This is a genomic window from Erwinia rhapontici, assembly GCF_012271765.1.
Lineage (GTDB): Bacteria > Pseudomonadota > Gammaproteobacteria > Enterobacterales > Enterobacteriaceae > Erwinia > Erwinia rhapontici.
The window spans coordinates 170,546-197,154 of the sequence record NZ_VRKO01000012.1; the positions used below are offsets into that span (position 1 = coordinate 170,546).

Annotated in this window: 23 protein-coding genes and 1 riboswitch; of the genes, 11 read left to right on the forward strand and 12 right to left on the reverse strand. The window is 57.4% G+C overall.

Annotated features, from left to right (window positions below):
- The first annotated feature begins 55 nt into the window (after positions 1-55).
- The 6 genes from FVB43_RS10870 to FVB43_RS10895 are packed head-to-tail and all read left to right on the forward strand — an operon-like array spanning position 56 to position 7,402.
- Complete coding sequence (locus tag FVB43_RS10870; RefSeq protein ID WP_167863985.1) at positions 56-1,369, forward strand: NAD(P)/FAD-dependent oxidoreductase; 1,314 nt, start codon at positions 56-58, stop codon at positions 1,367-1,369.
- A 48-nt stretch (positions 1,370-1,417) separates the two neighbouring features.
- Complete coding sequence (locus tag FVB43_RS10875; protein WP_133842068.1) at positions 1,418-2,968, forward strand: ABC transporter substrate-binding protein; 1,551 nt, start codon at positions 1,418-1,420, stop codon at positions 2,966-2,968.
- 9 nt (positions 2,969-2,977) lie between these two features.
- Positions 2,978-3,976 carry an ABC transporter permease gene (locus FVB43_RS10880; protein ID WP_167863986.1) on the forward strand — a complete coding sequence of 333 codons (999 nt, stop codon included), beginning with the start codon at positions 2,978-2,980 and terminating at the stop codon, positions 3,974-3,976.
- Positions 3,973-4,791 carry an ABC transporter permease gene (locus tag FVB43_RS10885; protein ID WP_167863987.1) on the forward strand — a complete coding sequence of 273 codons (819 nt, stop codon included), beginning with the start codon at positions 3,973-3,975 and terminating at the stop codon, positions 4,789-4,791. The genes FVB43_RS10880 and FVB43_RS10885 overlap by 4 nt, the downstream gene beginning before the upstream one ends.
- Complete coding sequence (locus tag FVB43_RS10890) at positions 4,788-6,407, forward strand: ABC transporter ATP-binding protein (RefSeq protein ID WP_167863988.1); 1,620 nt, start codon at positions 4,788-4,790, stop codon at positions 6,405-6,407. The genes FVB43_RS10885 and FVB43_RS10890 overlap by 4 nt, the downstream gene beginning before the upstream one ends.
- Positions 6,404-7,402 (forward strand): dipeptidase, encoded by a 999-nt coding sequence (locus tag FVB43_RS10895; RefSeq protein WP_167863989.1) that lies wholly within the window; start codon positions 6,404-6,406, stop codon positions 7,400-7,402. The genes FVB43_RS10890 and FVB43_RS10895 overlap by 4 nt, the downstream gene beginning before the upstream one ends.
- 56 nt (positions 7,403-7,458) lie before the next feature.
- Here FVB43_RS10895 and FVB43_RS10900 read toward each other — a convergent pair whose 3' ends face one another.
- From FVB43_RS10900 to FVB43_RS10940, 9 genes are all read right to left on the reverse strand, one after another.
- Positions 7,459-8,115, reverse strand: a complete 657-nt coding sequence (locus tag FVB43_RS10900) for a methionine ABC transporter permease (protein WP_133842063.1) — start codon at positions 8,113-8,115, stop codon at positions 7,459-7,461.
- Entirely contained in the window at positions 8,096-9,223 is a 1,128-nt protein-coding gene (locus FVB43_RS10905; protein ID WP_133842062.1) for a methionine ABC transporter ATP-binding protein, read from the reverse strand. Before FVB43_RS10905 ends, FVB43_RS10900 begins: the two co-directional genes overlap by 20 nt.
- Before the next feature lie 10 nt (positions 9,224-9,233).
- Entirely contained in the window at positions 9,234-10,073 is an 840-nt protein-coding gene (locus FVB43_RS10910) for a MetQ/NlpA family ABC transporter substrate-binding protein (protein WP_167863990.1), read from the reverse strand.
- A 365-nt stretch (positions 10,074-10,438) separates the two neighbouring features.
- A complete protein-coding gene (gene uca, locus FVB43_RS10915) occupies positions 10,439-14,035 on the reverse strand; it encodes an urea carboxylase (RefSeq protein ID WP_167863991.1) in 3,597 nt (1,198 codons plus the stop codon).
- A gap of 99 nt (positions 14,036-14,134) precedes the next feature.
- Positions 14,135-14,770, reverse strand: a complete 636-nt coding sequence (locus FVB43_RS10920) for an urea amidolyase associated protein UAAP2 (RefSeq protein WP_133842059.1) — start codon at positions 14,768-14,770, stop codon at positions 14,135-14,137.
- An 11-nt stretch (positions 14,771-14,781) separates the two neighbouring features.
- Positions 14,782-15,489 (reverse strand): urea amidolyase associated protein UAAP1, encoded by a 708-nt coding sequence (locus FVB43_RS10925; protein ID WP_167863992.1) that lies wholly within the window; start codon positions 15,487-15,489, stop codon positions 14,782-14,784.
- Entirely contained in the window at positions 15,473-16,291 is an 819-nt protein-coding gene (locus FVB43_RS10930; RefSeq protein WP_167863993.1) for an ABC transporter ATP-binding protein, read from the reverse strand. Before FVB43_RS10930 ends, FVB43_RS10925 begins: the two co-directional genes overlap by 17 nt.
- Positions 16,288-17,103 (reverse strand): ABC transporter permease, encoded by an 816-nt coding sequence (locus FVB43_RS10935; RefSeq protein ID WP_133842056.1) that lies wholly within the window; start codon positions 17,101-17,103, stop codon positions 16,288-16,290. The genes FVB43_RS10930 and FVB43_RS10935 overlap by 4 nt, the downstream gene beginning before the upstream one ends.
- Positions 17,104-17,127: 24 nt before the next feature.
- On the reverse strand, positions 17,128-18,186 hold the full coding sequence (locus tag FVB43_RS10940; protein WP_167863994.1) for a putative urea ABC transporter substrate-binding protein: 1,059 nt from the start codon (positions 18,184-18,186) through the stop codon (positions 17,128-17,130).
- A 55-nt stretch (positions 18,187-18,241) separates the two neighbouring features.
- A riboswitch (guanidine-I (ykkC/yxkD leader) is annotated at positions 18,242-18,340 on the reverse strand.
- Positions 18,341-18,611: 271 nt separating this feature from the next.
- On the opposite strand from FVB43_RS10940, the gene FVB43_RS10945 reads away from it, so the two are divergent.
- Positions 18,612-19,886: an MFS transporter gene (locus FVB43_RS10945; protein ID WP_167863995.1), complete on the forward strand. Its 1,275-nt coding sequence runs from the start codon at positions 18,612-18,614 to the stop codon at positions 19,884-19,886.
- A 118-nt stretch (positions 19,887-20,004) separates the two neighbouring features.
- Here the strand turns inward: FVB43_RS10945 and FVB43_RS10950 are convergent, their stop codons facing one another.
- Genes FVB43_RS10950 through FVB43_RS10960 form a run of 3 tightly spaced genes read right to left on the reverse strand, consistent with a single transcriptional unit; the run spans position 20,005 to position 21,728 of the window.
- A complete protein-coding gene (locus FVB43_RS10950) occupies positions 20,005-20,400 on the reverse strand; it encodes a hypothetical protein (RefSeq protein ID WP_167863996.1) in 396 nt (131 codons plus the stop codon).
- A 31-nt stretch (positions 20,401-20,431) separates the two neighbouring features.
- Positions 20,432-21,064 carry a Rossmann-fold NAD(P)-binding domain-containing protein gene (locus FVB43_RS10955; protein WP_167863997.1) on the reverse strand — a complete coding sequence of 211 codons (633 nt, stop codon included), beginning with the start codon at positions 21,062-21,064 and terminating at the stop codon, positions 20,432-20,434.
- Position 21,065: 1 nt separating this feature from the next.
- On the reverse strand, positions 21,066-21,728 hold the full coding sequence (locus tag FVB43_RS10960; RefSeq protein ID WP_133842051.1) for an NAD(P)H-binding protein: 663 nt from the start codon (positions 21,726-21,728) through the stop codon (positions 21,066-21,068).
- 154 nt (positions 21,729-21,882) lie between these two features.
- Here FVB43_RS10960 and FVB43_RS10965 point away from each other — a divergent pair, with 154 nt between their 5' ends.
- The 4 genes from FVB43_RS10965 to FVB43_RS10980 all read left to right on the forward strand — a co-directional run bounded on the left by FVB43_RS10965 (position 21,883) and on the right by FVB43_RS10980 (position 26,467).
- Positions 21,883-23,124, forward strand: coding sequence for an MFS transporter (locus FVB43_RS10965; protein ID WP_159336653.1), 1,242 nt, complete (start codon positions 21,883-21,885; stop codon positions 23,122-23,124).
- 23 nt (positions 23,125-23,147) lie between these two features.
- On the forward strand, positions 23,148-24,221 hold the full coding sequence (locus tag FVB43_RS10970) for a sugar phosphate isomerase/epimerase family protein (RefSeq protein ID WP_167863998.1): 1,074 nt from the start codon (positions 23,148-23,150) through the stop codon (positions 24,219-24,221).
- Positions 24,214-25,365 carry a Gfo/Idh/MocA family protein gene (locus FVB43_RS10975; RefSeq protein WP_167863999.1) on the forward strand — a complete coding sequence of 384 codons (1,152 nt, stop codon included), beginning with the start codon at positions 24,214-24,216 and terminating at the stop codon, positions 25,363-25,365. Before FVB43_RS10970 ends, FVB43_RS10975 begins: the two co-directional genes overlap by 8 nt.
- A gap of 124 nt (positions 25,366-25,489) precedes the next feature.
- Entirely contained in the window at positions 25,490-26,467 is a 978-nt protein-coding gene (locus tag FVB43_RS10980) for a LacI family DNA-binding transcriptional regulator (protein WP_159336650.1), read from the forward strand.
- The last annotated feature ends 142 nt before the right edge of the window (positions 26,468-26,609 follow it).

A 26,609-nucleotide genomic window follows, 5' to 3' on the forward strand; every position in this document is an offset into this window, starting at 1 on the left:
GCGTCGGCCGTGTCCGTCTCCAACCTGACGACGCCACCGATGAACAACATATAGTATGGATATTCGTTCACTTCCTTTTGATCAAAATATCAATGGCTGGGCGGCGCAGTTGCCCCCTCATGCGCGCCTGCCCGCGCTGAATCGTTCCATCCAGGCAGACTGGCTGGTGATCGGTGCCGGCTACGCCGGGCTGGCTTTCGCCCGACGTATTGCCGAGCTGCGCCCGCATCAGCAGGTGGTGGTGATTGATGCCGTTGATATTGCGGATAATGCGTCTGCACGCAACTCCGGCTTTATGATCGATTTACCGCACAATGTCGGCAGTTCAACGGAAGAGCTGGCGCACGCGCAGACCTATCGCCGCCTGCTGCAGTTTGGCGTCAGCCAGCTAAAAAAAACCGTCCAGACCCATAACATTGACTGTCACTGGAGCAATACGGGCAAATATCACTGCGCCGTTACTCCCCAGTTTGACAGGCTGATTGATGCCTACTGCGCCGAACTGAACCGGCTTGATGAACCCCATAAGGTGATGGAAAAAGCTGAGCTTGCTTCACTGCTGGGCACCGATTTTTATCGCCGCGCGGTTTACACGCCTAACTGCATTCTCGTCAACCCCGCCGCGCTGGTGCGGGGCCTGGCGACATCGTTGCCTGACAACGTCACGATCTACCCCAACACCCCGGCGCTGAACATCGATACCCACAGCGGTATTCGCGTGCAAACGCCGCACGGTGACATTCAGGCATCGCAGTTGATGCTGGGCATGAACGGGGCGATTCGCGGCTTGTTGCCGGGCAAAAGTAACGTCTTCGCCATGGCAACCTTCGCCACCCTGACAGAACCCCTCACTACCGCGCAGCGCCAGCGCTTGGGGGATATTCAGCCCTGGGGCCTGACGCCGATGAATGCGCTGGCGGGTGCCACCTTACGTTACACCCACGATCACCGTTTCCTGATCCGTGAACACGTCAATTTCACCCCAGGCCTGACCACCAGTGCGCGTGAAACCGGCCTGCATGCTCGCCGTCATCAAGCGTTGTTCAATCGACTCTATCCGCAACTCAGTGATGTTGCGATGAACTGGAGCTGGTCGGGAATGATTGGGATTACGGGGAATGGCGCCCCGGTCTGGGGCAAGGTCGCGCCCCATATTTATGCGTCGGCAGGGTGTAACGGTGCGGGGATCTCCAAACAGAGTGCCTTTGGGCACCTGCTGGCGGAATACGCCTTGCAGCAGGACCATCCGCTGCTCAGCGACATGGCCTCAGTGGGTCTTGCCAACTGGCTGCCGCCGCGCCCGGTTCTGGATATCGGCGTAAAAGGTTATCTGGCACGCGAGCGCTGGAAAGCGCGCAGTGAATGTTAATGCCAACATCATCATCAGCGGGTTTCGGCCCCTTCTTAAGGTTATCTTATGACGCACTCATTTAATCGACGGGATTTTATTAAAGCATCGCTGGCCGCCAGCGTCGTGGCCAGTGGCTTATCGCTGACGCTCACGGCCCGTGCGGCAGAGACTACGGTCAAAAAAGGCGGACACCTCAAACTGGGCATCGACGGGGCCGCCACCACGGATCAACTGGATCCGGCAAGCTGGATCAGTGCTTATATGATGGTGGTGGGCTGTGCCTGGGGCGATACGCTCATTCGCACCGATGCCAAAACGGGCAAAGCGCTGCCCGGACTGGCAGAATCCTGGGAGGCCAGCGATAAATCAACGCGCTGGCTGTTTACCCTGCGCAAGGGCGTGCTGTTCCATAACGGCCAGTCGTTAACGGCAGACGATGTGGTAAAGACGATTGAACGTCACCGCGATGCCAAATTCCGCTCTGGCGTTATTGCCTATCTCTCCGCGATTAAAAGCGTCACCGCACAGGGCGATAAAATTGAGATCGTCCTGAGCGAGAGTAACGTCGATTTCCCGCTGGTGCTGTCATTGTGGAATTTACAAATTCAGCCGGACGGCGGCTTTGACAATCCGAACGCCGGTATTGGCACCGGTCCTTACCGTCTGGTGAAGTTTGAGCCGGGCGTGTATGCGCAGCTGGAGAAAAACCCACACGACTGGGATGCCGAACGTGGTCATGTCGACAGTGCGGAAGTGATTGCCATTAATGATGCTTCGGCACGTGTTGCGGCCCTTTCCACCGGTAAGGTCCATTTTATCAGCAGCCTGAACCCGAAAATTGTTGCGCTGCTGCAACGCGGCCCCGTCACGCTGTATAACACGCCAGGGCGCGGACATTACACCCTGCCGATGATGGTTGACCAGGCGCCGTTCAGCAATAATGACCTGCGCCTGGCGCTGAAATATGCCATCGACCGCGAGCAAATTTTACAGCGTGTGCTGGGCGGCTACGGTTCACTCGGCAATGATTTCCCGGTCAATGCAGCCTATCCGCTGTTCCCGTCAGAGATCCCGCAGCGCACTTATGATCCTGATAAAGCGGCGTTTCATTTTAAAAAGTCCGGTTATAGCGGCCCGATTGTTCTCGATACCGCTGAAGGCGTCTTCCCGGGTGCTGTCGATGCCGCCACGCTGTTTCAGTTAAGCGCACAGAAAGCCGGGATTAAGCTGGATATTCGCCGCCAGCCCGACGACGGTTACTGGAACAATGTCTGGCGCAGCAAGCCGTTTTGCGTCTCTTCCTGGGGCACACGACTTACTCAGGATTTAATTTATTCGCTGGAGCTGGGCCCGACGTCAGCCAGTAATGAAACCCATTTTGCCAACCCGCAATTTGCCAGCCTGCTGAAACTGGCGCGTGGCGAAGAGGATGAAGCTAAACGTCGCGCGCTCTATCACGATATCGCGCTGATTGTCCGCGATGAGGGCGGCACCCTGCTGCCGGTGTTTAATAACTATCTGAACGCCAGTAGCAACCGTCTGCAAGGTTATGTGGAGGATGTTGGCAACGATCTCTCCAATGGCCATGTGATTTCACGCGTGTGGCTGACGAGTTAAGGGAAACGTATGCTGTTTGACCGCTTGCACGGCATCCGGATCCCGGGGTTCAGCCATCCACTGGCACAGGCGCTTGGCCAGCGGGTGCTCATTGCCCTGCTGCTACTGTGGAGTGTGTCCGTACTAATATTTCTGTCTATCAATGCCTTACCCGGCGACTTTGCGGCGGCCTCTGCCGGGCAAAATGCCTCCCCGGAAGCCATGGCGGCCATTCGTCAAAGCCTTGGGCTGGATCAGCCGCTGGTAATACGCTATTTCAGCTGGGTAACACAGCTGTTGCAGGGAGATTTGGGCATTTCCTGGGGCAGTCATCAGCCGGTCGGCACCTTGCTCTGGCCCCGTCTAATCAACTCATTGTCACTGGCCGGCGGCGCGATGCTGCTGGCAGTGCCAGTAGCACTGGGTGGTGGACTTCTGGCAGTGAGATACCTGCATCGCTTACCCGATCGAGTGCTGCAGTGGCTGAGTTTAGTGACGTTGTCACTACCAGAGTTCTTTATTGGCTACCTGCTGATTGATGCCGTGGTAGTGCAGGCCGGGCTGACCACATTCCCTTCAACGCTTTACGATGATATGACCTTTTCTCAGCGCTTTTCCGCCATGATCCTGCCAATGTGCACGCTGGCGCTGTCGGTGCTGGCTCATCTGTTAAGGTCGACGCGCAGCGCGCTGTTGCAGTTAACCGATACACCGTGGATGGAGACGGCTCGGCTCAAGGGGCTTGCTCCTCTGCGCATTCTGCTGAAGCACGCCGCCCCCAATGCCATTGCGCCGGTGGTGACGGTGATTGCTATCAATCTGGCCGCACTGATTGTCGGTGCCATGATTGTTGAGGTGATCTTCGTCTATCCCGGCATGGGCCAATATATGGTCGATGCGGTAACGGTACGCGATATCCCGGTGGTACAGGCCTGTGGCCTGGTCTTTGCCAGCCTTTATATTGTGATCAACTTACTGGTGGATGGCATTGTCCTTTTCACCAATCCCCGCCTGAGGTATCCACGATGAAGACGCCAGGCTCACTGCCGGGCACGGTGATAGCGATCTTTGTGCTCGCCCTGTTACTGACGGCGGCACTGATTGCCCCCTGGCTGGCACCGTATGACGGGTCGGCGATTACTGGCGATCTGTGGCAACCGATGAGCGCTCAGCACTGGCTGGGTACCGATAATCTTGGGCGCGATCTCTTTTCCCGTCTGCTGTACGGCACGCGCTTAACGCTGCTGTTTGCCTTCGCCATTGCTCTGCTGGCGATGATAGCAGGCACCTTAATCAGTTTTCTCGCGGTCAGTCTCGGTGGACGCAAGGAGCAGGTAATTTCGCGCATCAACGATCTGTTTATGTCTCTGCCGTCGCTGATCCTTTCACTGGTGGCGCTGGCCGTATTACCCCAGGAGAACCTCACGCTGATTGTGGTACTGGCGGCGATTGAAGCCACCCGCGTCTATCGTCTGGGGTATGCGCTGGCGAAACAGATTTCAGCGATGGAGTATATGGAAGCGACGTTACTGGCTGGCGAGTCTCACCGCTGGCGCATCTTTCATGAAATGTTACCCAATGCCTGGGTGCCACTGCTCACCGAGTTCGGCGTGCGTTTTGGCTACTGCGTGCTGTTTGTTTCCACGCTCTCCTTCCTTGGGCTGGGGGTTCAGCCGCCAGCCGCCGACTGGGGCAGCATTGTGCGTGAAAATCGTGACGGCATACTGTTTGGCGTCAGCGCCGCATTCTATCCGGCCATCGCCATTGCCCTGTTGGTGATTTCCACCAATCTGGTAGTTGATGCGCTGAGTCGTTACTGGCAACGCCAGACAGGTGGACAATGATGCACACACCGTTGCTTAAACTTGAAGGTCTGCAGGTCACCCATCAGGGCCGTACCGTGATTGACAACATCTCGTTCAGCCTGGCGCGCGGCGAAGTGCTGGGGTTAATTGGCGAATCCGGTGCCGGTAAATCGACGCTCGGTCTGGCGATTATGGGGTACTACCGCGGGGAGTTAACCCCGGTTGCTGGCACCCTGACTTACGAGCAGCAGCGTCTGGATGCGCGCGATACGGTGCGACTGGCGCGCCTGCGCGGCAAGCATATTGGCTATGTGGCACAGTCGGCCAGCGCGGCGTTTAATCCGGCGCTGACGCTGGGTGAACAAATTGTCGAGGCCGCCTGTTATCACGGATTACTGAACGCTGACCAGGCCCGTCAGCGCATGCTGCAACTGCTGATGCTGCTCGATTTACCGCAGCCCGCACAGTTTGCCAGACGCTATCCGCATCAGGTTTCCGGTGGTCAGCTACAGCGCGCCATGACGGTGATGGCACTCTGCCCCGATCCTGACATTGTGGTGTTCGATGAACCCACCACCGCGCTGGATGTGACCACTCAGCGGGACGTTCTCAAGGCGATCCGCCACGCGGTGCGCCAGACGCATACGGCAGCGTTGTATATTTCGCATGATATCGCCGTGGTCAATCAGATCGCCGACCATCTGCTGGTGTTACGTGACGGGAAAATGATTGAGGCCGGTACACCAGCCCAACTGGTCTCTGCGGCGGTGCATCCCTACACCCGGGCGTTGTTAGCAGCGACACATCCCTCACCGCCCGCCCCCGTGAGTACAACGCCAGCATTGTTACAGGTCAGCGCGTTAACGGTGGGATACGGCGAAGGCGCACCGGTGATCAACGATCTCTCGCTCAGCTTACAGCGTGGGCGTACGCTGGCGCTGGTCGGCGAATCCGGGTCGGGAAAATCGACGCTGGCCCGCACGCTGGCGGGGTTGCAGCAGCCCTCGACGGGGATTCTCTCCTTTGCGGGATCGCCTCTTGATTTCAACTGTCGCCGACGCACTGTGCAACAATTGCAGAAAATTCAGTATCTTTATCAGCATCCCGATACCTCGCTGAATCCGCGCCAGCGGGTACGCGATCTGATCGGACGTCCGCTGGCACGAACGCAGGGTTCACGCGGTGCGGCACGCACTGCCCGTATCGATCAGCTCCTGCGCCAGGTTGAGCTTGATCCGGCATTCGCCAGTCGCTTTCCGGCGCAGCTTTCAGGGGGGCAGAAACAGCGCGTCGCCATTGCCCGTGCCCTTGCCTGTGAACCGGACATCTTAATCTGTGATGAACCGACTTCTGCGCTGGATCCCCTGGTGGCACAAGAGATCCTCGCTCTGTTTCGTCGCTTGCAGCAGGACCAGGGCCTGACGCTGCTGTTTATCACCCATGATATGGCGATTGTTCGCGCCATCGCCCATCAGGTTGCCGTGATGTATCGCGGTAACATTGTGCGTCAGGGCGACCGGGAGCAGGTGCTGAACCCCCCTTTCGATAGTTATACCGGGCAGCTGTTGCGCGCTGAACCTTCGGCACATCCGGGTTGGCTGGATGAGACGGAAGATGACTGTTTTACGACGACATTAAAGGATGCTGTGCTATGAAAAATGAAGCGATCGTTCAGCGTGCCCGCACGCTGTTTAATGAGGCGCTGGTCTGGGATGGTCACTCCGGTTTTATGCCGGACCCGGCTGCTGATTTAAATAATCTTCAGCGATGGCGCAATGCAGGCGTCCACTATCTTTCGGTGGATGTCGGATTTGATGTTTTGCCCTGGACGCAGACGGTTGAAAATCTGGCGGTTTTCAGGCACTGGATCCTCGATCACAGCGATGATTATCTGCTGGTCGAGCGCCCTGAAGATATTCTCCGCGCCCGTCGCGAAGGTCGGCTGGGGATTACCTTTGATATCGAGGGCATGAACGCCCTGAATGGCCGCGTAGAGATGGTGGAATGTTATCATCGGCTGGGTGTTCGCCAGATGTTATTCGCCTATAACCGCAATAATCTGGCCGGAGGCGGCTGTCACGATGAGGATATCGGGCTGACTGCTTTTGGCCGCGAAGTGATTGATGAAATGAACCGGCTCGGGATGTTTGTCGACGTTTCGCATTGCAGTTATCGCACCAGCATGGAAGCAATGGAATATTCGCAGCAGCCAGTGATTTTCTCACATTCCAATCCTCGCCAGCTCACGCCACACGGTCGCAATATCACCGATGAACAGATCCTTGCCTGCGTCAAAACCGGCGGCCTGATTGGCGTTAACGGCATCGGCGGCTTTTTAGGCTGTGACCAGCCGGATGCTGCCCGTTTCGCCGACCATATCGACTATCTGTTGAATCTGGCCGGGCCTCGTCACGTCGGCATTGCACTAGACTACGCCTTTCCGGTAGGCAGCTTCAGTGTGGAAGAGATACTCGCTAATCATGCTGAATACTGGCCAGCGGAAGAGTACCAGGGTGGACATGGTTATGTCGCCCCGGAGGCATTGTTTGACGTCACTGCGGAGTTACTGGCACGCGGTCACAGCGAGAAAACCGTGAAAGCGGTACTGGGGGAGAACTTCCTGCGTCTGGCCCACGAGATCTGGAAATAAGATCACAAGGCCCACGGACAGGTCTTGATACGCTTATCGGGCCTGTCCGTTTTGACTTAATGTCTTCTGTCGATTTTTTGCACGATCTTATCACCGCACCACTGGATCCCGCAGACCAGTACAATCAGCACGACAATTACCGCCATCATCACGGAGGTTTCAAAGCGCTGATAGCCGTAGCGGATAGCCAGATCGCCCAGCCCGCCCGCACCGATGGCTCCGGCCATGGCCGAGGCACCGACTAGCGCCACCAGCGTCACCACAAAGCCGGACAGCAGACCGGGTAACGCTTCCGGGATCAACACATCCCAGACAATCCGCAGTTTGCTGGCACCCATCGCCCGCACCGCATCAATCAGCCCGCGATCAACATCTCGCAGTGACACTTCCGCCACACGCGCAAAGTACGGCGTCGCGGTGATCGAAAGCGGTACGATGGCCGCCCAGGTTCCCAGCGACGTGCCGACTAAAAAGCGGGTGAAGGGGATTAACGCCACCAGTAAGATGATAAACGGCAGAGAGCGGAAACTGTTGACGATCAGGCCAAGTGAGCGATTGATGCCCCGGTGCTGGGCAATACCGCCGGGGCTGGTCATCACCAGAATTAACCCCAACGGCAGACCCGCGATCAGCGAGAATAGCCCGGAAACGGCGGTCATCAGCACCGTTTCGCCAACAGCATTAATCAGTAGGTCAATCATTACTGGCGACATAGCCCATTATCTCCACCTGAGCCTGCTGCTGACGCAGCCAGGCAATAACCTGTTGTTGATCCGCACGATTCTGCGCGGGAACGGAGATAAAGAAACGTACCACCGCATAGTGTTGAATGTGGTCAACGCCACCCTGCAATAAACGAAACTTTCCAGGAAATTCCGCCGCAAAACGGGTGATCAACTCCCCTTCGGCTTTCTCTCCGGCAAAGTGCACGCTGAAGATGGCATCGCCATCCGGCTCACTATTCAGGCAGGCGCTGAGATTCTCCGGTAACTGCGGCAGTAATCCGCGTAATAACGTGCGGGTGAGTTCAGACTGCGGATGGGCAAACACCTGCCACACCGGGCCTTGTTCAATAATTTCGCCACCATCAATTACCGCTACCCGGTGCGCCACCGACTTGATCACTTCCATCTCGTGGGTAATGAGCAAAATGGTGATGCCCAGTTGCTGATTCAGCGATTTCAGCAATGCCAGAATGGATCGCGTTGTCTCCGGGTCCAGCGCGGAGGTGGCTTCATCACACAGCAGTAATGCCGGGTTGGCCGCCAGCGCGCGCGCAATCCCGACACGCTGCTTTTGCCCACCCGATAACGCGGCGGGATAGTGATCGGCTTTGTCTTCCAGACCCACCAGTTTCAACAACTCCGCCACCCGCCGTGTGCGTTGGGCTTTGTCCATTCCGGCGATTTTGAGAGGTAACGCGACGTTTTGCGCAGCGGTTTTGGCCGACAAAAGATTGAAGTGCTGAAACACCATACCCACCCGGCTACGTACCGACTGGAGCTGTTTCTCATTTAAATTATTAATCGCCCGGCCTTCAATTTCAATCACGCCCGCATCGGGGCGTTCCAGGCCATTCAGGCAGCGGATCAGCGTGGACTTTCCTGCACCACTGCGGCCAATAATGCCGAGAATTTCGCCTTTGTTCACCATCAGAGAGACGTCGCGCAGCGCATGGGTTTCCCCAAACTGGCGTGATACGCCTTGCAGGCGCACCACGCTCAGGTTGTCACGGCTGGCGTGCACTCTCTCCTGCTCCGCCTCAGCAACATCCCGCATGACGGCGTTGAAAGGCACCTCAGTGCCTGCAAATAACGTCATGATCTTGTCCTTACCAGGCGGTAATGCCCGTGCCTTTATAGACATGATCAAACACTTTTTTAACGTCATCATTCTGATACGACGCCACCAGTGTTTTCACCCACGGTGCATTCACGTTCTCTTTTTTTACGGCAATAAAATTATTGTACGGGTTACCTTTAACGTTTTCCTGAGCAATACGATCTTCTTTTGTCAGGCCGCTTTTTAATGCCCAGTCAGTATTGACTACGGCAGCATCCAGATCAGGCACGGAACGGCCAATAATACCGGAATCGAGTTCTTTAATTTTAATATGGCGCGGGTTCTCAGTGATATCGGCAATGGTGGCAAAAATCCCGGCCCCCGGTTTTAATTTTATGACCCCTTCACGCTGTAAAAGATTCAGACCACGCGCTTCGTTCGCCGGATCATTTGGCACACCAATGACTGCCCCGTCTTTCAGTTCGCTCAATGATTTGACCTTTTTAGAATAAAGACCAATCGGCCAGACGGCGGTGTCACCCACGCGTACCACATCGTAATGATTGACCTTGATCTGGTTATCGAGGAAGGGCTGATGCTGGAAAGCATTGGCATCGACTTCGCCGTTTTGTAGCGCTTCATTGGGCTGGTTGTAGTCATTGAAGACCACGGTTTTCACCGTCAATCCTTTGCTGGCAGCCTGTTTGATCACTTCACGCCAGACGTCTTCATCTTCACCGCTGATGATGCCGACTTTGACCGTGGTTTTGTCCGCGGCCTGCGCCAGGGAGAACGGTGCCAGCGCCGCGCCCGCTAACAGGAAAACGCCCGCAGTGGCAAACAGAGTACGGTGTAATTTATTTTTGGCATACGCCAGGCATGTGTGCATAAGAGTGTCCTGAAATAAGTTATTTGCTGCCGTTTTTGGCAGATAGCGGCAGTATACTGAGTTATTTATTTTTGCATTATGCTTTATAAGCAAATGCTATTTATAAAATGTCGCAACGCTATTTAATAGTATTTAAATTTGTTTTTAATCGATGGGGTTTAATAATGGTTATGCAGCTAACTATATTTATTGAGTGTGAGGCGAGGGTTCGTCTACTCAGGTAAAAAAGGTCGACCGGAAAAGAGGGTCGACCTCTACGGGATTGTGCTCATTTCGGGATTTGTTGTAGTGGCCGACCTTTTTTCCGGTCGGCCACTGTTTAGGTCGCCATTTGTTTAGGTCGGCCAGCGCCACAGCCCAGGATATTAAACGCCCATCACCACCACACATTGCCCTGCCCGCACCGATGACCCCGGTTCCACGCGGATGGACTCAATCACCCCACTGACTGGCGCCAGCAGCGGGATCTCCATTTTCATCGCTTCGATAATCACCAGCACATCACCTTGCGTGACACTGTCACCCACTGCGCACTTCACCTGCCACAGATTGCCAGCGATCGCGCTCTCTACAGCGAGTTTTCCCTCAGGCAGTACTGCGTCCTCGGTCACCTCCACCACCACTTCCTGGCTGTCAAAATGCGCCTGACCGCTGGCGATCCAGCGCTCGCGCTCGGCATTAAACGCCGAATGCTGATGCTGACGGAAATCGCTGATGCCCGTCGCCTGCTCCGCCAGGAACTGCTGATAATCGGCCAGCGCCAGCTCGGTCTGCTCAATACGCAGCGGGTAGCGACCCAGCGGGAAATCACGGCGGATGCGCAGCAGCTCTTCCGATGACACCGGGTAAAACTTAATCTGATCAAAGAAGCGCAGCAGCCAGGGTTTGCCACCAAAGTCGGCGACCTCGCGGTAGCGGTTCCACATCTGCAACGTTCGCCCAACAAACTGATAGCCCCCCGGCCCTTCCATACCGTATACGCACAGATAGGCCCCGCCGATACCCACCGAGTTCTCCGCCGTCCAGGTGCGTGCCGGGTTGTATTTGGTGGTGACCAGACGATGACGCGGATCGAGCGGCGTAGCCACCGGTGCACCGAGGTACACATCCCCCAGCCCCATCACAAGGTAGTTGGCGGCAAACACCGTGTTGAATACGGCATCGATGTCCGGCAGATCGTTAATGCGGCGGATGAACTCCAGATTGCTCGGGCACCAGGGCGCGTCACGGCGTACCGTGGTCATGTATTTATCAATCGCCAGCTGACAGGCCGGATCATCCCAGGAGAGCGGCAGCCAGACCACGCGGGAAGGTACGCGCAAATCCTCCTGACTGCTTACCGACTGCCACAAGTCCCGAACTATCGTCAGCAGTTCCTCCTGCGGCAGTACGTCCGGCTGATAGTGGATTTGCAGTGAGCGGATACCGGGCGTCAGGTCGATTATCGCCGGATGGGTAAGCGCCTCCAGCGCCTGCATCAGCGCATGACCGCGAAAACGCAGCACCAGGTCCAGCTCCGGGGCACCAATCTCCAGCAGCAGATGAGTATCCCCGGAGAGCCGGGCTACCAGGCGACGATCGCCCTCGCCGATATCCAGCACCACCGGGGAGAGCAGCGCTGAGGCCTGCCAGACCGCTTCCACCGGGGCGAGCTGTTGCAGTTCGGTATGACGTGCAGCGTTCAGCTGGCGCGCTGTGGTGATATTTACCGGAACAAAGCGCAGACGGTCGCCCGCTTTAAGCTGGCCCACCTGCCACAGGTCGGCCTCGATGATGGTGACCGGGCAGACAAAACCGCCGAGGCTTGGGCCATCCGGGCCGAGAATAACCGGCATATCCCCGGTAAAGTCGACCGCGCCCACCGCATACGGGTTGTCGTGAATATTGGAGGGATGCAGCCCGGCCTCGCCGCCGCTGTCACGCACCCACTCCGGTTTCGGGCCAATCAGGCGCACCCCGGTGCGGCTGGAGTTAAAGTGTACTTCCCAGTCGGTGGCAAAGAAGGTGTCGATATAGCCAGGGGTGAAATATTCCGGTGCCGCATGGGGTCCGTAGATCACTCGCAGCGTACGGATGGCGGGCAGCGCCGGGGTCAGTGCCGCAGGCAGCGTTACACCTGCCGAGCTATCGCTGAGTTCGGCAAGGTGCAGCACGTCCCCGGTGCGCAAAGCCCGGCCCGCGTGGCCACCAAACTGGCCAAGGGTAAAGGTACTTTTGCTGCCCAGATAATCCGGCACCGCGATGCCGCCGCGCAGGCAGAGGTAGCTGCGTACTCCGGCTCCGTCGATGGCGCCCAGCGTTAAGGTAGCACCCGCCGGGATCAGGAAACTCTGGTTCATCGGCAGCGCCTTGCCATCCAGCGTAATCGGCAGCGTTGCACCACACACCACCGCCACGCTGGCGGTGTTAAAGCGCAGCGTCGGGCCGCTCAGGGTGATCTCGAGCGCAGCCGCATCGGCGGCGTTGTTCAGCAGGCGATTGCCGAAGCGCAATGCACGATCATCCATCGGCCCGGACGGCGGCACACCAACCGCCCAGTACCCCAGGCGACCGGGGAAATCCTGCACCGTAGTCTGGGTTCCGGCGCTCATCACCTCAACGGTGGTGGCCTGATAGTGCAAGGCATCCAGAAAGCGCGTCCAGGGTTCTCCGCTGGCAAATGGCGCGGCGTGCAGGATCTGTTGCAGGTACTGACGGTTGACCTCCACGCCGTACAGACGCGTATCGTTCAGTGCGCTGTCCAGCGCGGCGATGGCCTGTTCGCGGGTGGCGCAGCAGGTGATGATTTTCGCCAGCAGCGGATCGAAGAACGCCGGAACGTCGCAGCCGGACTCCACCCAGGTATCAATACGCAGTGCTTCGCCGTCGGCAGGCGGGAAACTGACGTCGGTGAGCAGCCCAGGTGAAGGCTGGAACTGGCGGCCCGGATCTTCCGCATAGACACGGGCCTGAATGGCATGACCTGAAGGTGACAATGTCACGGAAAGTTCCTTCAGCGGCGGCAGCGTGCCTGCGGCCAGCGCAATCATCCAGTGCACCAGATCCACGCCCCAAACCTGTTCGGTCACGCCGTGCTCCACCTGTAACCGGGTATTCACCTCCAGGAACCAGAACTGTTGTAAAGCGCTGTCGTAGACAAACTCCACCGTGCCTGCGCTGCGGTAGTTCACCGCTTTTGCCAGTTTGATGGCGGCGCTGCACAGCGCTTCCGCCATGCCGTCAGGCAGGTTCGGTGCCGGGGTTTCTTCAATCACTTTCTGGTTGCGGCGCTGCACGGAGCAGTCGCGCACGCCGAGGGCAATCACTTCGCCCTGTCCGTCACCGAAAATCTGCACTTCGAGATGCCGCGCGCGTTCGATGTATTTTTCGATAAACACACCCGCATCGCTGAAGTTGTTCTGACCAAGACGCTTCACTGCATCAAACGCCTGGCTCAGCCCCTCGGCATCGTGACAGACGCGCATACCGATGCCGCCCCCGCCGGCGGTGCTTTTCAGCATCACCGGGTATCCCACCTGGCGGGCCGCCGTCAGCGCCGCGTCAATATCCTCCAGCAGGTCGGTGCCTTCCAGCAGCGGGATCTGCTGCTCTCGCGCCAGCGCACGCGCCGTATGTTTTAAGCCAAACAGCCGCAGTTGTTGTGTCGTGGGGCCAACAAAGGCAATGCCTGCCGCGTCACAGGCCTCGGCAAAGGCCGCGTTTTCCGAAAGAAAACCGTAGCCGGGATGGATCGCCTGCGCGCCACTTTCCTTTGCTGCGGCAATGATTTTTTCCACTACCAGATAGGTTTGCGCCGCCGGACCGTCGCCGAGGCTGATGGCCTCATCGGCCTCGCGGATATGCAGGCTGGTGGCATCCGCTTCGGAGAAGACCGCCACGCCAGTGACGTCCATCGCACGCAGCGTACGCAAAATACGGCACGCAATCGCGCCACGGTTAGCAATCAGCAGTTTTGTAAACATAGAGGCAGACTCACATCAGGGCGGGCCGTCCCGCCAGAATCCTGGCCGCCTGAGGTCGTCCTCAGGGGAAAATGCATTTTCTCAGCTGAGTATCAGCAATCAGTTCCACACCAGCACTTCGGCAGCGGTGGGGTTCCAGCCGTTGCAGGGATTATTCAGCTGCGGGCAGTTGGAGATCAGCACAATCACGTCGCATTCCGCGCGCAGTTCAACGTATTTCCCGGCGGCAGAGATCCCGTCTTCAAACGTCAGGCCGCCCTCAGGCGTCACCGGTACATTCATAAAGAAGTTAATGTTGGCAGTGATATCGCGCTTGTTCAGCCGCCCGTCGTGCAGGCAGGCGCAGAGGAAGTTATCGCGGCAGCTGTGCATATAGCGCGTATCGGCGTGATAGCGCACGGTGTTACTTTCCTGCGCACAGGCTCCGCCAAGCGTATCGTGGCGGCCACAGGTATCGGCAACAAGGGTCAGCAGCGGGTTGCCGAGGTTGGAATAAAGCACGCTGCCGCAGGTCAGATAGGCATTGTTTTGACGGCGTAACGTGCGCTGGGCGTCATAGCGCTCACGCGGGCTGGCGGCGCGGTAAAACAGCGTATCCACCGCCTGGTTACCTTCCAGATCGTGCAGGCGCACCGTCTGGCCTTTTTTTACCTCAAACAGGAACGGCTCTCCTGCCGGGATCGTGTGGCGATAGACCGCATCGGCAGGGTTTTTATCACTGGTGGTTAACGTCATCGGGTGGCTCCTTATACGACAAAGCGCTCAATATTCTGGAAGGCGCGCAGATTTTCCGGGCGCGAGGTTTTGCACAGCGTCAGCCCTGCTGGATCGCTGGCAGGCATCAGCGCAAGCTGTACCGGACGTGGCGTGTATTCCTGGTTTGGGTCCATCGGGTGCGGCAGCGCGGTCAGCACCACCAGAATATCCATCGGCGCATACAGCTCTACCACGCTGCCGGGGGCGGAGTGCTGCGGATGGAAAGTGAATGCGCCCTGCTCATCTACCGTCACTTTGCTGAACAGATTGAGCACCATGTGCAGATCTTCGAGGTTGAGATTCCATTTACCCATCTCGATCAGCAGGTTATCCATCCCGTTGCGATGGAAGCCATTGCGCCGTTCCTGATAGCGCCCCTGACCGTATTTTTCCGCCACTTCCTCCGCGTTCAGCACGCCACCGAAGCTGTCGTGCCAGCCGCAGGTGTCAGTGACGATGGCCGCCAGCACGCGGCCCATATCGGAGTAGAGGCAGTGCCCTGCACCCAGCCGCGCGGTGTGTTGCCCTTTCAACGTGTCCGGCAGATTCAGCCGCTCGCTTTTCTCATGGGCGTTAAACAGCATCAGGCTGACATTGGCGCCGCCCTCGATGTCCGTCAAACGCAGGCTCTGCCCCTGTTTCACCACAAACGAGGTATGACCGCCGCCGGGTAACGTTTCTTCATAGGGATGTGTCATGTGAAATCTCCGGGTTAAATGATTGTGCTGCCAGTGCCGGGTGCGGGATCACCACACCCGGCTGCTGACGCTGCCGCAGGCGGGTTTCATTCAGCGGCAAATCGTAGGTCACGCGCGCTCCCCAGGCGTTGGGCTCATGGGGGTCGATGCGGACTTTGTCGAACACCAGCAGGCGGGTGCCGAGGTTGAAGCCTTCTGACAGGTCGTGGGTGACCATAAACACCGTCAGTTGAGTTTCCTGCCACAGCGAGAGCAGCAGACTGTGCATATCCTTGCGAATGCCGGGATCGAGCGCGCCGAACGGTTCATCCAGCAACAGAATGCGCGGGCGCATAATAAAGGCCTGGGCGATCGCCAGCCGCTGTTGCATGCCGCCGGAGAGCTGGGCCGGATACTTCTCCAGTGCATGCCCCAGTCCAACCCGCTCCAGCATCTCAGCGGCCTGTTCACGTGCCGCTTTTTTACGCCGTCCAAACAGACGCCCGAGAAACGCTGCCTGCGGCAGTTCCAGCCCGATGGCGACGTTATCCAGCACATTCAGATGGGGGAACACGGAGTAGCGCTGAAACACGACGCCACGGCTGGCGTCCGGCTCTGGCGTCAGCGGCTGGCCTTCCAGCAGGATGGTGCCTCGACTCGGTTTCTCCTGGCCCAGCAGCAGGCGCAGAAACGTCGATTTCCCGCAGCCGGAGGCCCCGACCATGGTGCAGAACTCCCCTTCGTTAATGCTCAGGTTGAGGTTCTCCAGCACCACGTGGTTGCCGTACTCCTGCCAGATATGGTTGATATCGATAAAACTCATGATTTTTCTCCCTGTGCCCAGGGGAAGCACAGCCGGTTAAGGTGGCGCAGCCCGAGGTCCATCAGCCACGCCAGCAGCGTGATCCAGATGACGTACGGCAGAATGACGTCCATTGCCATGTACCTGCGCACCAGGAAGATGCGGTAGCCCAGCCCGGCGGTGGATGAGATGGCTTCTGCGGAGATCAGGAACAGCCAGGCCGATCCCAGCAGCAGGCGCAGTGAGGTCAGCAGCCGGGTTAACAGCTGCGGTAAGACCACCCGCAGCACCACTGTCCAGCTGTTGGCCCCGAGGGTCTGCGCCTTAATCAGGATCTCCACCGGAATTTCCCGCGCCCGCTGCTCAAGGTCACGCGCCAGCATGGGTGTAATCCCAATGACGATCAGCATAATTTTCGACAGTTCATCGAGGCCGAAGACGATAAACAGCACCGGGAGGATCGCCAGCGGCGGGACCATCGAGACCACCGTCATAAACGACGACAGCGGCGATCGCCACATAGGGAAAACCCCGGAGGCGATACCAAAGCACAGCCCCAGCAGTGAGGCGATGCCCAGCCCGATCAGCAGCCTGCCGAGACTGACGGCGGTGTCCATCCACAACAGGTATTCGCCACTGCGTTTATCCGGGGTAAATGCCATCCGCCAAACCGCATCGGCCATCTGCCCCAGTCCCGGTAACAGCTTGTCGTGGGGATTGGCCTCCAGCCGCACCGCAGAACCGATAAAGTACGCGGCGATCACCAGCACAAAGGGCAGCAGAATCAGCATCAGGTGCAGGCCCTTTTCAGGGTGTCGATTAATTTGCCGCATCGTTTGGCCTCCTCAGAGTGATGTTCACAGCGTACCGGCAGCCGCCATCTTCAGATAGCTGTCGTCGAAGCGCAGTTTGATATTGCTGTTGTCGCCCAGGGTCACGTTGCCGGGGAAGCTCATGCCAATGAAATCCGCACTCTGCGCGCCATCGCCGAGCAGGCCTTTTTCAAAGGAGAAGTTCGCCACACGCTGCATGGTTTTCGCCAGTTCGGCATCGGTGACAAACTTCAGGTTGTCGGCCGGGGTGTAAAACAGATGGGTGGTTTTGAGCTGGGCCTGATAGCCGCTGAGATCGGTACCGGAGGCGACGGCCATCGCGCTCAGCGCGTCTTTATCGCCCGCTTTCATCTGCGCCATCATTTCATACCAGGCACCCGTCAGTGCTTTACCCAGTGCCGGGTTATCTTTCAGTACTGCGCTGTTCACCACCATCATGTCGATCAGCTCGCCGGGCACCTGTGAAGACTCAAACACTTCGCTGGTGTTGGGGGTGTTTTTGATCACCGACAGCTGCGGGTTCCAGGCGACAGCGGCCTGCACGCCCTTGGTGGCGAAAGCAGAGACAATATCGGCATCCGAGGTGTTAACCACCGTAACGTCTTTTTCCTGCAATCCGGCTTTTTCCAGGCCGCGTACCAGCAGGTAATGCGATACCGACAGCTCAGGCAGATAGACCTTCATGCCTTTCAGGTCGTTCAGCGTTTTGCCTTTCCCCTTCAGCACCACACCGTCGTTGCCTTCGGAATAGCTGCCCAGGATCAGCGCGGTGGAGTCCACGCCACCGGCGGCGGGAATGGTCAGCGCATCCATATTGGTCATCGTGCAGCCGTCAAACTGTCCGGCGGTGTACTGATTGATGGATTCGATATAGTCGTTGAGCTGAGTGACGTGGATTTTAATGCCGTATTTCGCCGCCCACTTATCGATGATGCCGGAAGAGGCAATCTGGCCCCATGGCATCCAGCCTGCGTAAATGGTCCAGCAGACATTGAACTCTTTCTTAGGGGCGGCCTGGGAAGGAACGCTAACCAGCGCGGTGACGCTGAGAAGGCAAATGCTGAGGATGTGGGAAAATTTCATTGTAACCTCGGTGTTGGCGGATAATACGGGGCAGCGCTACACCAGTGGTGTTGCTGTCTCCCGGGCTTTTATCCCGCCGTGTAACCCCAACCGAGGTCGCCAGCTCTCGGACCAGTCATCCACGTCGTGGACCGGAACCCTAGCCTGCTATTGTGTTCAGTGATCGGTATAACGCTGCTGCTTGGGAAAGATAAAGCAAGAGTTATGCCAGGAGGGTTTTCACTGCAAAACAAGAGGTTATTGATCACGCGTGAACGCTCACGTTCGTTTATGGGGCATCATTTTCTGGCAGACTGCATCAGAAGTGTGCATTCCGATACTGGCACCCGATCATCACTTCCCGTTAAAACAATGCATTGTCGGTAACGGTTTGCCTGTCTACCCTTGCAGTACGCTGTTTTATTCATCATAAGGTCCTGAGAACCATGACACAGTCTGAATCTGTCCGCAGAAAGGCGCTGATTGCCGGTGCCGTCGGTAACTTTATCGAGTGGTATGAGTTTGCCGTGTATGGCTTTCTCGCCACGGTGATTGCCCGTAACTTTTTTACCTTACAGGGCGAATCTGAACTGACCGGGATCATCCTCACCTGGGCCTCCTTCGCCATTGCCTTTTTCTTCCGGCCGCTGGGGGCAATTGTTTTTGGTCGCATCGGCGACAGAATTGGCCGCAAACCCACGCTGATCGCGGTGCTGATACTGATGACGCTGGCGACAGCAGCGATAGGCCTGGTGCCTGGTTATGCCTCTATCGGTCTGGCTGCCCCACTGATTATTACTCTGTTGCGCATTCTTCAGGGCCTGTTTGCCGGGGGTGAGTACGGCGGTGCAGTGTCACTGATGACCGAGTTTGCGCCAAAAGGGAAAAGAGGGTTATACGGTGCATGGCAGTCGCTGACCGTGGCCTTTGGCCTGCTGGCCGGGGCGGCAATGGTGGCGGTGCTGACGGCAACCCTGAGCAGTGAGGCGCTGCACAGCTGGGGCTGGCGCATTCCCTTCCTGACGGCGCTGCCGCTGGGCCTGGTGGCGCTCTGGCTGCGGATGCAGCTGGAAGAAACGCCCACCTTCAGCAAGGCCAGCGTTGAGCACCGCGCGCCAGACGGCGGGCTGGTGTTCCGGGTGATCCTGCTGGGTATTGGCCGGGTAATGGTGTGGTCAGCGGCGGGCTACACCTATCTGGTGGTGATGCCAACCTATTTACAGTCAGTGTTGCATACCGGGCTGAATCAGGCGCTGGTGATTGCCGTGCTCTCCAATATCGGCTTTGCCCTGACGATTTTACCCGCCGGGATACTCAGCGACCGCCTCGGTCGTCGTAACGTGATGGTGTTTGCCAGCGTGATGTTACTGATTTTCGCCTGGCCTTTGCTGAAGGTATTGCAGATGCCCGATATCGGCTTGTGGGTGAAGTGCCTGGTGGTGCTGTTTGCCGGAGGGCTGGTGGGACTGCTGGCCGGGCCGGGGCCTGCGATGTTGTCTGAGATGTTCCCTACCCGGGTGCGCTATACCGGACTGGGGCTGGCCTATTCGCTCTCCAATGCAATCTTCTCCGGTTGCGCCGGGTTGATTATTAGCGGCTTGATCAAGCAGACCGGCAACAACGACATCCCGGCATTTTATGTGATGGCGACTGCGGTGATCAGCATCGCTGCGCTGATGACACTGCGGGGGGACGATCACCGGCGGGATCTGGATGAGTGACTGACGGGCAGATTTTTTTGATGGCGCCACGGAAGGAACTCCGGGGGTGCCATCCAGCCCATCTCTCCTCTGGAAATATCATGATAATGACGCTGACCGGTTTCAAACGTTTTACTGATTACTTATCTTTAAGAAACCACCTGGATAGTTTTTTCTTTTCAAACAAAACACATAGCAGGATAAAACCATAGCCAGCCAACCCTGAAATGAACATCAATAATACCCGGAGAGGGTTAGTTTCGTACCAGGCATAAAACATCAATATAAAAATAAAAGTCATAACGGCAAGTGAAAACGTAACTTTCAAGAAAGATGAGACGAAAATAAACGGCATAACAGCATATTGCATATAAAACTTAACAAATCCCAAAGTCACACCTCGGCTTCGCGGCCGATAATGTTCCATATACCACTGATACCCCAGTTGATGGACGACAACGACAACCAGGCAGCCAGTCAGTGAGAAAAGAATTTTAAAAGCGAGGATTTTGTTTTTTCCCGTGACTGAATTCATATTTCCATTTCCATTTTTTCTCACCCTGCCCTCAGTCCGATAATGCCGCCGCCGGGACAATATGCACGCCTTTCCGTGGTGTCAGCGCCGCGTCCAGCAGCGCACGCGCAATATTCTGTGCCGGATTCAGGCGCATCCGTTTTGGCAGCAGCGGCCCCGCCACCCGCAGGAAGCTCATCATCAGTGCCTCCATCGTCCGCGCTTCCTCACGCTCTCCGCCAATCAGGCCCGGGCGCACCAGCGTCAGTGAATCAAACCCGAGCTGCGCAAGATCGCGCTCCAGCTCCCCTTTGACCCGATTGTAAAAAAAGCGCGACGCGATAGAAGCACCGGTAGCCGAGTTCAGTACACAGGTCTGAACACCCTGCGCTTTTGCCTGACGCGCAATCGCCAGCGGGTAATGGTAATCAACCCGCTTAAATGCCTCACGCGTTTGTGCCTTTTTCATGGTGGTACCTAACGTGCAGACCATTACATCGGCCTGCCACCAGGGTTCGTTCCACGGCAGGCTGTCAAAATTGACCACCGGGGCCAGCAGTTTAGGATGTGCAGGCAGCGCCCGCCGTACCGGAGCCACTACCGATGTGACGCGTTCATCTTGCAGTGCCAGGCGTAAAACCTGTCCGCCTACCAGTCCCGTTGCTCCTGCCAGCAATAACTTCATTTTATGCTTCCCCGGCCAGACGTCCGATAGCCGGATCCACCGGCGTATCGCCGTCGGTCAGTTCGATAAGCTTGTGCGACACCTGCGGCTGTTCAACCAGCGCCACCAGCGCGGCGGCGACGTTATCGCGCGATATATTCCCGTAAGGGATCGCCAGCCCGGCATTCACGCGGCCCGTTCCGGCCTCGTCAGTCAGCGTGCCAGGGCGCAGGATCACCCAGTCAAGGTCGCTGGCGGCCAGATGGACATCGGCCTGTTTCTTCACTGCCATGTAATATTCAAAGGTCTCTGAAATTGTCTTAGCGCGCCCGGCTTCAGGAAAAGCGGACACCAGCAGAAAACGTGAGACGCCCGCCTGCTGCGCCGCCGCCACGGCCAGCTCCAGTCCTTTACCATCGATGGCCTGCGTGGTTTCCTTCCCTCCTTTCCCCCCCGCACCGGCGGTAAATATCACGCTGTCGCAGCCGCGCAGTAACTCGCTGAGCCCGGCCACGGTCAGCCGTGTCAGGTCCCCCGGCGCGCTTTGGGCACCGAGCTTTTGCAGTTCTTCACCCTGTTCGGGATGGCGGTGAAGTGCCACCGGCTGATGCCCGCGCTGTGCGAGCTGGCTGACCAGACGGCGGCCCACATTGCCTGCCGCACCAATAATAAATACCTTACTCATTGCGATCTCCAGATCATGAACCAGCCTCAATCTTAGCTGATTGATTGTGACTCGCCTCGCACTTCGCAGCAATGCCACAGGAAAGTATAAAAGTAATCGATTACATTGTGCGTGAGATTAATTGTAATCGATTACTTTATGAAGGGGTCTGACGATGGTTTCTTCCGTTGAGCATGCAGGCGTTGCGGGCAGTAAACAGGTTTTACTGGTGCCACGCCTGGCATTAATGATGTTTTTACAGTTCTTTATCTGGGGCACCTGGTCGGTGACGCTGGGCCTGGTGATGACCCAACATAACCTTGGGACGATCATTGGCGATGCCTTCTCCGCCGGGCCGATTGCCTCGATCCTCTCGCCGTTTGTCCTGGGGATGATCGTTGACCGTTTCTTCCCCTCGCAGAAAGTGATGGCGCTGCTGCATCTGGCGGGTGCTGTGATCCTGTGGTTTGTGCCCGGCGCGCTGGAAGCACAAAACGGTTCGCTGCTGATTGTGCTGCTGTTCGCTTATACACTGTGCTACATGCCGACGCTGGCACTGACCAACAATATTGCGTTTCACAGTCTGAGCAACAGTGAGAAAAGTTTCCCTGTGGTGCGTGTGTTCGGCACCATCGGCTGGATTGTTGCCGGGATCTGCATTGGCGTCAGTGGGATTTCCGCCAGCGTGATGATCTTCCAGCTGGCTGCCGCCTGTTCGGTGCTGCTGGCTGCCTACAGCCTGACGCTGCCGCACACCCCTGCTCCGGCCAAAGGCCTGCCGTTCCGGGTACGGGACCTGTTCTGTGCGGATGCCTTCAGCCTGCTGAAGCAGAGTCACTTCCTGATTTTCGCTCTCTGCGCCACGCTGATCTCTATCCCGCTGGGCACCTATTACGCCTTTACCGCCACCTTCCTTGCCGATGTCGGTATCCAGGATGTCAGCAGCGCGATGTCCTTCGGTCAGATGTCGGAAATCGTCTTTATGCTGATTATCCCGCTGCTGTTCCGCCGGCTGGGGGTGAAATACATGCTGCTGATCGGCATGGTGGCGTGGTTCGTGCGCTACATGCTGTTTGCTTATGGCGTGAGCGATGAAGCGCGCTGGCTGTTGTACGCCGGGATCCTGCTGCACGGGGTCTGCTACGACTTCTTCTTTGTCATCGGTTTTATCTACACCGACCGCGTGGCCGGCACCCAGGTGAAAGGCCAGGCGCAGAGCCTGATTGTGATGTTCACCTACGGCATCGGCATGCTGCTGGGTTCGCAAATCTCCGGCGCGCTGTACAACCATCTGTTCACGGCGGGGAGCCCGCATGCACTGAGTGACTGGACGACGTTCTGGTTAATCCCGGCCGTTGCCGCGCTGGTGATCGCCGTGATCTTCCTGTTCTCGTTCCGCTACAAAGAACAGCGTTAATTTTTACCCTTCAGGAGAATGCAATGAAGACATTAAAAGGCCCGGGTTTGTTCCTGTCACAGTTTATCGGCCAGGATGCGCCCTTTAATACGCTGGATAACCTCGCACAGTGGGCGGCGGATTTAGGTTTCAAGGCGTTGCAGATCCCCTGTAATCACCCGCACATTTTCGATGTGGAAAAAGCGGCGAACAGCCAGAGCTATTGCGATGATATTCGTGAACGCCTGGCGGCATACGGGCTGACGATCAGCGAGCTGTCCACCCATCTGGAAGGTCAGCTGATTGCCGTGCACCCCGCCTATGACGAAGCGTTTAACGATTTTTCCCCGGAGGCGGTACGTCATGATCCCCGCGCCCGCCAGCAGTGGGCCACTGGGGTACTGATGCAGGCGGCGCAGGCGTCTGCCCGCCTGGGGCTGACGGCGCACGCCACCTTTTCCGGGGCGCTGGCCTGGCCCTATTTCTATCCGTGGCCACCGCGTAAAGCCGCACTGATTGATACCGCGTTCAGCGAGCTGGCCGCGCGCTGGAAGCCGATCCTCGACGTTTTCGACCATCACGGAGTGGACGTCTGCTACGAGCTGCATCCGTCAGAAGATCTGCACGATGGCATCAGTTTTGAGCGTTTCCTCGCCGCAGTGGACCACCATCCGCGCTGCAATATCCTGTTTGATCCCAGCCATATGCTGCTGCAACAGATGGATTATCTGGCCTTTATCGATATTTATCACAGCAGAATTAAAGCTTTTCACGTCAAGGATGCGGAGTTTACCCCATCAGGGCGCAGCGGCGTTTATGGCGGCTACCAGACATGGATTGAGCGCGCCGGGCGCTTCCGTTCACCTGGCGACGGGCAGATCGATTTCAAGGCCATTTTCAGCAAACTGGCGCAGTACGGCTATGACGGCTGGGCGGTGCTGGAGTGGGAGTGCTGCCTGAAAGACGCCGCCACGGGCGCCCGCGAAGGGGCCCAGTTTATTGCTCAGAATATTATTCCGGTCGCCGACCGCGCGTTTGATGATTTCGCCGCTACCGGCGAGTCCGATACCGCCATTCGTTCGATGCTGGGCATCACAGGAGTCAACTCACATGATTAAAGTGGGCATTGTCGGGTCGGGCTTCATTGGCCCGGCGCATATTGAGGCGATCCGTCGCCTTGGTTTCGTTGAGGTGGTCGCACTGTGCGACAGTTCACTGGTGGTAGCGCAGGAGAAAGCACAGCAGTACAACGTGCCTTTTGCCTATGGCGATGTGGCCGAACTGCTCCAGCATTCGGGGCTGTCGGTGGTGCACAACTGCACGCCAAACCATCTGCATGCGGCAATCAACCGGCAGATTCTGCTGGCGGGAAAACACGTCTTCTCCGAGAAGCCACTCTGTATGACGGCCGCCGAAGCACGCGAACTGGTGACGCTGGCAGAACAGGCGGGCGTGGTGCATGCGGTGAGTTTTGTCTATCGACAGTTCGCGATGGTGCAGCAGGCGGCCAGTATGATCCGTCATCAGCAGGCTGGGCGTATTTTTGCGGTTCACGGCAGCTATTTACAGGATTGGATGCTGCATGACACGGACTTTAACTGGCGTATTCTGCCGGATAAAGGGGGCGTGTCGCGCACCGTGGCGGATATTGGTTCGCACTGGTGCGATACCCTGCAATTTGTCACCGGGCGTAAAATCTGCGCCGTTATGGCGGATTTCGCCATCGTTCATCCAAGCCGGAAAGCCAGCCTCAGCGGCAGCAGCACCTTCACCTCGGGCCAGGCAGCGGAGGACTATCAGGAGGTGGCGGTAGAAACCGAAGATTTTGCTTCTGTCCTGCTGCGTTTCGACGACGGCAGCAAAGGCAGCATGACGGTATCGCAGGTCAGCGCCGGACGTAAAAATCGCCTGGCGTTTGAGATCAACGCCAGCAAACTCTCCCTGGGCTGGGATCAGGAAGCCCCGCAAACGTTATGGCTTGGCCAGCGCGACGGGCCGAATCAGCGTCTGTCGGACGACCCCTCTTTGCTGAACCCGGATGTCGCCGCGACGGCGCATTTCCCCGGTGGGCATATCGAAGGCTGGCCAGATGCCTTTAAAAACATGATGCTTAACTTCTACCGTTACATTCAGGCGGGCAAGCAGCCGGGCACCGATGTCGGCAACTTTGCCACCTTCCACGATGGCGCGAATATCATGTTCATTATTGACGCGATGGTTCAAAGCCATCAACAGCAGCGCTGGATCACCGTCCAGGACTGACGCTCTCCCGGTCACGGTTTCCCGTGGCCGTTCATCCGTTGAATTCAGCCGTTTCCCGAAGTGTGTTACCCTGTTTTTTCAATAGTCAACATGGTCAACATGGTCAGCAGGAAGGCTTATCAGGATGTCGATCCAAAAAATTGCCCGCCTCGCCGGGGTGTCTGTCGCCACGGTATCACGCGTGATGAACAACCTCGGCTCGGTGAAACCGCAGAATCGGGAGCGCGTGCTCAACGCGATCAAAGAGAGTAACTATCAGCCGAATCTGCTCGCCAGACAACTGCGTACTGCACGCAGTAATATGCTGCTGGTGATGGTGTCGAATATTGCCAACCCGTTCTGTGCCGACGTGGTAAAGGGCATTGAAGCCGAAGCGGAGCGCAACGGCTACCGCATTTTGTTGTGCAACTCCGGCTCCGATATCGCCCGCTCCCAGTCCAGCCTGAGACTGCTTTCCGGCAAGATGGTTGACGGCGTGATCACGATGGATGCCCTTTCCGCCCTGCCTGAGCTGACCACCCTGATTGGTGATTCACCGTGGGTGCAGTGTGCGGAGTACGACGAGGCATCCGCGGTATCGAGCGTGGGCATTGATGATCATCAGGCATCCCGCTTTGTCGCCGGAGAGTTTATCCGCCGCGAACGTCAGCATCTGGCGATGATTAATCACGATCTTACGTATAAATACGCTAAACAGCGTGAACAGGGCTACCGCGCGGTGCTGGAAGAACAGCATCTCGCGCCTCCCGCCGTGGAATACGCCAGTGAGTTAAGCTATCAGGCAGGGAAAGAGGCCATGACTCGCCTGCTGCAACAGTCACCGCGTCCTGATGCGGTGTTCGCCGTCTCCGATACGCTGGCCGCCGGGGCTATCCGTGCGCTGGATGAAGCCGGCCTGCGGGTGCCGCAGGATGTGGCGGTAATGGGATTTGATGGCACGGAGCTGGGGCATATGACCTCGCCGCCGTTGTCGACGATTGAGCTGCCCTCACAGGACATTGGCCGCGAGGCGGTGAGTTTGCTGCTGAAGAAGATTAATGAGCCGCTAAGCCCGGCGCAGAAGACCACGTTACAGTGGCGGTATGTGGCGCGGGGATCGTAAGCGGGAATGCGTCTGCCTGTCTGCCTGTCTGCCTGTCTGCCGTTGCAGGGGCTGGCCTTCTGTTTCGGTCAGCCCGAAAGGCCAGGTCAACGTCTTAAGGTCAAGGTCAACGGCGTTTCGCTTTCCCACTTCGTGGGCGAAG

Excerpts from the sequence above, each read along its gene's own strand:
- FVB43_RS10870 (WP_167863985.1), top strand. The coding sequence starts at position 56 with ATGGATATTCGTTCACTTCCTTTTGATCAAAATATCAATGGCTGGGCG.
- FVB43_RS10875 (WP_133842068.1), top strand. The coding sequence starts at position 1,418 with ATGACGCACTCATTTAATCGACGGGATTTTATTAAAGCATCGCTGGCC.
- FVB43_RS10880 (WP_167863986.1), top strand. The coding sequence starts at position 2,978 with ATGCTGTTTGACCGCTTGCACGGCATCCGGATCCCGGGGTTCAGCCAT.
- FVB43_RS10885 (WP_167863987.1), top strand. The coding sequence starts at position 3,973 with ATGAAGACGCCAGGCTCACTGCCGGGCACGGTGATAGCGATCTTTGTG.
- FVB43_RS10890 (WP_167863988.1), top strand. The coding sequence starts at position 4,788 with ATGATGCACACACCGTTGCTTAAACTTGAAGGTCTGCAGGTCACCCAT.
- FVB43_RS10895 (WP_167863989.1), top strand. The coding sequence starts at position 6,404 with ATGAAAAATGAAGCGATCGTTCAGCGTGCCCGCACGCTGTTTAATGAG.
- FVB43_RS10900 (WP_133842063.1), bottom strand. The coding sequence starts at position 8,115 with ATGTCGCCAGTAATGATTGACCTACTGATTAATGCTGTTGGCGAAACG.
- FVB43_RS10905 (WP_133842062.1), bottom strand. The coding sequence starts at position 9,223 with ATGACGTTATTTGCAGGCACTGAGGTGCCTTTCAACGCCGTCATGCGG.
- FVB43_RS10910 (WP_167863990.1), bottom strand. The coding sequence starts at position 10,073 with ATGCACACATGCCTGGCGTATGCCAAAAATAAATTACACCGTACTCTG.
- uca (WP_167863991.1), bottom strand. The coding sequence starts at position 14,035 with ATGTTTACAAAACTGCTGATTGCTAACCGTGGCGCGATTGCGTGCCGT.
- FVB43_RS10920 (WP_133842059.1), bottom strand. The coding sequence starts at position 14,770 with ATGACGTTAACCACCAGTGATAAAAACCCTGCCGATGCGGTCTATCGC.
- FVB43_RS10925 (WP_167863992.1), bottom strand. The coding sequence starts at position 15,489 with ATGACACATCCCTATGAAGAAACGTTACCCGGCGGCGGTCATACCTCG.
- FVB43_RS10930 (WP_167863993.1), bottom strand. The coding sequence starts at position 16,291 with ATGAGTTTTATCGATATCAACCATATCTGGCAGGAGTACGGCAACCAC.
- FVB43_RS10935 (WP_133842056.1), bottom strand. The coding sequence starts at position 17,103 with ATGCGGCAAATTAATCGACACCCTGAAAAGGGCCTGCACCTGATGCTG.
- FVB43_RS10940 (WP_167863994.1), bottom strand. The coding sequence starts at position 18,186 with ATGAAATTTTCCCACATCCTCAGCATTTGCCTTCTCAGCGTCACCGCG.
- FVB43_RS10945 (WP_167863995.1), top strand. The coding sequence starts at position 18,612 with ATGACACAGTCTGAATCTGTCCGCAGAAAGGCGCTGATTGCCGGTGCC.
- FVB43_RS10950 (WP_167863996.1), bottom strand. The coding sequence starts at position 20,400 with ATGAATTCAGTCACGGGAAAAAACAAAATCCTCGCTTTTAAAATTCTT.
- FVB43_RS10955 (WP_167863997.1), bottom strand. The coding sequence starts at position 21,064 with ATGAAGTTATTGCTGGCAGGAGCAACGGGACTGGTAGGCGGACAGGTT.
- FVB43_RS10960 (WP_133842051.1), bottom strand. The coding sequence starts at position 21,728 with ATGAGTAAGGTATTTATTATTGGTGCGGCAGGCAATGTGGGCCGCCGT.
- FVB43_RS10965 (WP_159336653.1), top strand. The coding sequence starts at position 21,883 with ATGGTTTCTTCCGTTGAGCATGCAGGCGTTGCGGGCAGTAAACAGGTT.
- FVB43_RS10970 (WP_167863998.1), top strand. The coding sequence starts at position 23,148 with ATGAAGACATTAAAAGGCCCGGGTTTGTTCCTGTCACAGTTTATCGGC.
- FVB43_RS10975 (WP_167863999.1), top strand. The coding sequence starts at position 24,214 with ATGATTAAAGTGGGCATTGTCGGGTCGGGCTTCATTGGCCCGGCGCAT.
- FVB43_RS10980 (WP_159336650.1), top strand. The coding sequence starts at position 25,490 with ATGTCGATCCAAAAAATTGCCCGCCTCGCCGGGGTGTCTGTCGCCACG.